Origin of the sequence: Peterkaempfera griseoplana (assembly GCF_001418575.1) — a bacterium.
GTDB lineage: Bacteria > Actinomycetota > Actinomycetes > Streptomycetales > Streptomycetaceae > Peterkaempfera > Peterkaempfera griseoplana.
Map to the genome: position 1 here is coordinate 1 of NZ_LIQR01000559.1, position 4359 is coordinate 4359.

A 4359-nucleotide genomic window follows, 5' to 3' on the forward strand; every position below is an offset into this window, starting at 1 on the left:
GAGGAGCTGTCCCCGGCCAGGTCGCTGGCCCGGCACCCGCTGTTCCAGGTGATGCTGCTGCTGGAGAACACCACCGAGGCGGTGCTGGACATGCCCGGCGTCCGGACCGGCGGGGTGCCCTCCGGCGGGTCGGTGGTGAAGTTCGACCTCGATGTGAACATGTTCGAGGTGTTGGACGTCGAGGGTGCCCCGGCGGGTATGCGCGGTTCCGTGGTGGGCTCGGCCGACCTGTTCGACCGTGAGTCGGTGGGGCGGATCGCGGAACGCCTGACCAGGGTGCTGGCGAAGCTGGCCGCCGACCCGGACATCCGGCTGAGCGCGGTGGACCTGCTCGGGGACGGCGAGCGGCAGCGGATGCTCACCGAGTGGAACGACACCGCCTCCGAGGTCCCGGACACGACGGTCGTCGGACTCTTCGAGGCGCAGGCCGCCCGTACGCCCGACGCCGTGGCCCTGGTCTTCGGTGACACGGAGCTGAGCTACGCGGAGCTCGACGCGCGGGCCAACCGGCTCGCCAGGTATCTGGCCGGCCGCGGGGTGGGGCCGGAGTCGGTGGTCGCGGTCGTCTTCGAGCGCTCGGTCGACCTGGTGGTGGCGCTGCTGGGCGTCATCAAGGCGGGCGCGGCCTATCTGCCGATCGACCCGGCCTACCCGGCCAACCGGATCGCCTATGTCATCGCGGACTCGGGTGCGGTGTGCCTGCTGACCGGCGAGAGCATGCGCGGGCGGCTCCGGGAGTTCGACGTCGAGCTGGAGGACGAGACGGGCGTCCCGGTGGTGCTCCTCGACGACCCCGAGGTGGCCGCCGCGATGGCCGGGCTGCCGGGCGGCACGCTCGCGGAGAGCGAGCGTACGGACGTCCTGATGCCCGAGCACCCGATGTGGGTGATCTACACCTCGGGGTCCACCGGCCGTCCCAAGGGTGTGCTGGTCGAGCACCGGGCGATCGTCAACTTCCTGGCCACCATGCAGGATCTGTTCGCCCTCGGCTCCGACGACCGCCTGCTGGCGGTCAGCACCCACGGCTGCGACATGGCGGGCTTCGAGTTCTACCTGCCGCTCGTCAACGGCGCCCGGATGGTGCTCGCCGCCCAGGAGCAGGTGCTCGACCCCTGGGCGCTGCGGGCCCTGATCCGCTCCGCCGGGGCAACCGTCGTGCACGCCACACCGAGCCTGTGGCGGGGGCTGGTGGCCGACGCCGACGACCCGGTGGACTGGACGAGGGTACGCGCCATGATCGGAGCCGAGGCACTGCCCGCCGAACTGGCGCGCACGCTGCTGGAGCGCACCACCCTGGCGAACCTCTACGGGCCGACGGAGACCACGGTCTGGTCGACCGCCAAGCAGTTCGCCTCGGTCGCCGACGATGTGTCCTCGATCGGCGGACCGGTCGGCAACACCCGGCTGTATGTGCTCGACGACGCGCTGGCCCCGGTGCCTCCGGGCGTGGCCGGTGAGCTGTACATCGCGGGCGCGGGCATGGCACGGGGCTATCTGGGTCGGCCGGGCCTGACCGCGGGACGGTTCGTCGGCTGCCCGTTCGACGGCTCGGGTGGGCGGATGTACCGCACCGGCGACGTGGTGCGGTGGACCGCGGACGGCGAGCTGCAGTACGTCGGACGTGCGGACGACCAGGTGAAGGTGCGCGGTTTCCGCGTCGAACTGGGCGAGATCGAGACCGTCCTGGCCGCCCATGACTCGGTGGCGCAGGCCGTCGTCGTGGTGCGCGAGGACGTCCCGGGGGACAAGCGGCTGGTGGCCTATGCGGTGCCCGGCCCGGCGGCCCGGGACGAGGACGCCGCCCTGCTCGCCCAGGCGGTCCGGGCGGCCGCCCAGGAGCGGCTGCCGGGATACATGGTGCCCTCGGCGGTGGTGGTGATCGACCGGCTGCCGCTGATGCCCAACGGCAAACTGGACCGCAAGGCGCTGCCGGCTCCCGACGGCGCTCCGGGGGAGAAGGAGTCCCACCGGTATGTCACCTCCTTCGAGGAGGGGCTGTGCGAGGCCTTCGCCGAGGTCCTCGGGGTGGAGTCGGTCGGGGTCCACGACGACTTCTTCGCGCTGGGCGGCCACTCCCTGCTGGCCGTGCGGCTGGTGGAGCGGCTGCGGGAGCGGGGTGTGTCCGTCGCGGTGCGCGACCTGTTCGCGGCGCCGACCGTCACCGAGCTGATGAAGCGGATGAGCCTCTCCTCGGTGCGGGACGCGCTGGATGTGCTGCTGCCGATCCGCACCCAGGGCAGCAGGCCGCCGTTCTTCTGCATCCACCCCGCGGGCGGACTGAGCTGGTGCTACATGCCGCTGGCCCGGTACGTCCCCGAGGACGTGCCGCTGTACGGGCTGCAGGACCGCGGCCTGGACGGCACGACGGAACCCGACCACTCGGTCGGGGAGATGGCAGCCGGATACGTCGAGCAGATCCGGGCGGTGCAGCCGACGGGCCCCTACCACCTGCTGGGGTGGTCCTTCGGAGCGGTCGTCGCCCATGAGATGGCCCTCCAGCTGCGGGCGGCGGGGGAGGAGGTCGGAGCGCTGGTGATCATGGACCAGTACCCCTGGGTCCCGGACCCCGACGCCGCACCGGCCGCCGACCGCGCCGAGGAGTCCGAGGAGGAGCGGCAGGCGCGGCTCGACATCAGGCTCGAGGACGTACGGCGGCAGGCCGGCGACGCCCTCGGGTCGGTCACCGAGGAGGAGTTCAGGACCATCGCCCGGGTCGTGGAGAACCAGTTCGTGATCCGGCGGAGCCATGAGCACGGACGCTTCGACGGTGACGCCCTGGTGATCGTGGCGGAGGCGGACCGGGCGGACGGCGCGCCCGCCGCCGAGCTCTGGGCCCCTTATGTGACGGGCGGCATCGCGGAGGTCGGCCTGCCCGGGACGCACTACGATCTGGGCAAGCCGGAGACGCTGGAGCAGGTGTGGGCCGCCGTGTCCGAGTGGCTGGAGCGGCACAGCTGATCCACCGGACCGGACGCGGACCGGGAGGAGAGCGCACTCCTCCCGGTCCGCGCCGGGCGGTGGGGGGCGCACGTACGGGTGTTCGCACACTCGGGCGGGCTCGGTGGGGGGCGCACGTACGGGCGTCCCCACCCGGGCGGGCCCAGCCGACAGCGAAGTGCCCCCCGAGCCGTGACGGCGGGACATGACCCGGTCGGGTCCTGCCGTCACGCTTCGGGGGGCACCCGGGGCGGCCCCGCGGCAGCCGCGGGACGCAGAGGGGTCAGTGCATCGCGGTCCGGGGCACACCGGTGCCGTGCCCGGCCAGCAGGGAGGAGACCAGAGCGGGTTCGACATTGCCGCCGGTGAGGAGGACCCCGACATCGCCGCCGTGTTCGGCGGCGAAGCTCATGGCCGCGGCCAGCGCGGTGGCCGCAGCCGGTTCGACGAGCAGCCGGGCGTGCAGGAGAGCGGCACGGAGCGCGTCGGCGATGGCGGCCTCGGCGACCTCCAGCACCGTGGAGACCCGCCCCTGGGCGAGGCGGAACGGCAGGTCGCCGATCCGGTCGGGGCGGAGCCCGTCGGCGAGGGTGTACCGCAGGGGCACCGTGACCGGCCGTCCCGCGTCCAGCGCCGCGGTGAACGCCGGGACGGCCTCCGGCTCCGCACCGACCACCGCCACGTCGTGCCCGGCAGCCGCCAGGCAGGCGCCGGCGATCGCGCTGCCGCCGCCGATCGGCACCACCACGGTGTCCAGCCTCCCCCCGGCCTCGGCCACCTGGCTGATCAGCTCCGCGGTGGCGGTGCCCTGGCCCGCGACGACAAGGGGGTCGTCGTAGGGGTCGACCACGTCGTAGCCGTGCCGCTCCCGCAGCTCCTCCACCACCGCCACCCGCTCGGCGAGCACCGTCCCGACGAGTCTGACCTCCGCGCCGGTCTCCCGGATACGCCGGACCTTGGTCGGTGCGGCGTCGGACGGCAGCACCACCGTGGTGGGCAGCCGGTGTTCGCGGGCGGCCAGGGCCACCGCGATTGCATGGTTGCCGGTGCTCTGCGCGACCACGCCCCGGCTCCCGGAGGCGGCCAGCCGTTCCAGGGCCAGCAGCGCACCCCGTACCTTGAACGACCCGCCGCGCTGCAGGTTCTCGGCCTTCAGCCACAGCCGGGCACCTGACAGGGCGTCCAACTGGTCGGACCGCACCACCGGGGTCCGCCACACCCGGCCGGCCAGCCGCCGCCCGGCGTGCAGCACGTCCCCGCGGCCGAGCCGTGGTGGGCCGGTGTCGATGGTGGCCAGTCGTCCCTCGGGCTCACGCATGGCCCGCCTCCCTCTGTCCATGAAGCCCGGAGGCTTCCGATGCGAACTGGTGCCGGGGGTGGGTGCGGCCGGGGGCCTCGTGGGGGCCTCATGGGGGCCTGGTC

General features: G+C 73.6%; 2 protein-coding genes. One reads left to right on the forward strand and one right to left on the reverse strand.

Annotated features, from left to right (window positions below; all coding sequences use genetic code 11):
* Positions 1–2958 (forward strand): non-ribosomal peptide synthetase (locus AOK09_RS32530; RefSeq protein WP_157876125.1); only part of this gene is annotated, 2958 nt, incomplete at its 5' end.
* 262 nt (positions 2959–3220) lie between these two features.
* Here the strand turns inward: AOK09_RS32530 and AOK09_RS32535 are convergent.
* Complete coding sequence (locus AOK09_RS32535; protein WP_055590815.1) at positions 3221–4255, reverse strand: threonine ammonia-lyase; 1035 nt, start codon at positions 4253–4255, stop codon at positions 3221–3223.
* Between the last annotated feature and the right edge of the window lie 104 nt (positions 4256–4359).

Bases quoted from the DNA above. Each gene is read 5' to 3' on its own strand.
- AOK09_RS32535 (WP_055590815.1), bottom strand. From the start codon at position 4,255: ATGCGTGAGCCCGAGGGACGACTGGCCACCATCGACACCGGCCCACCA.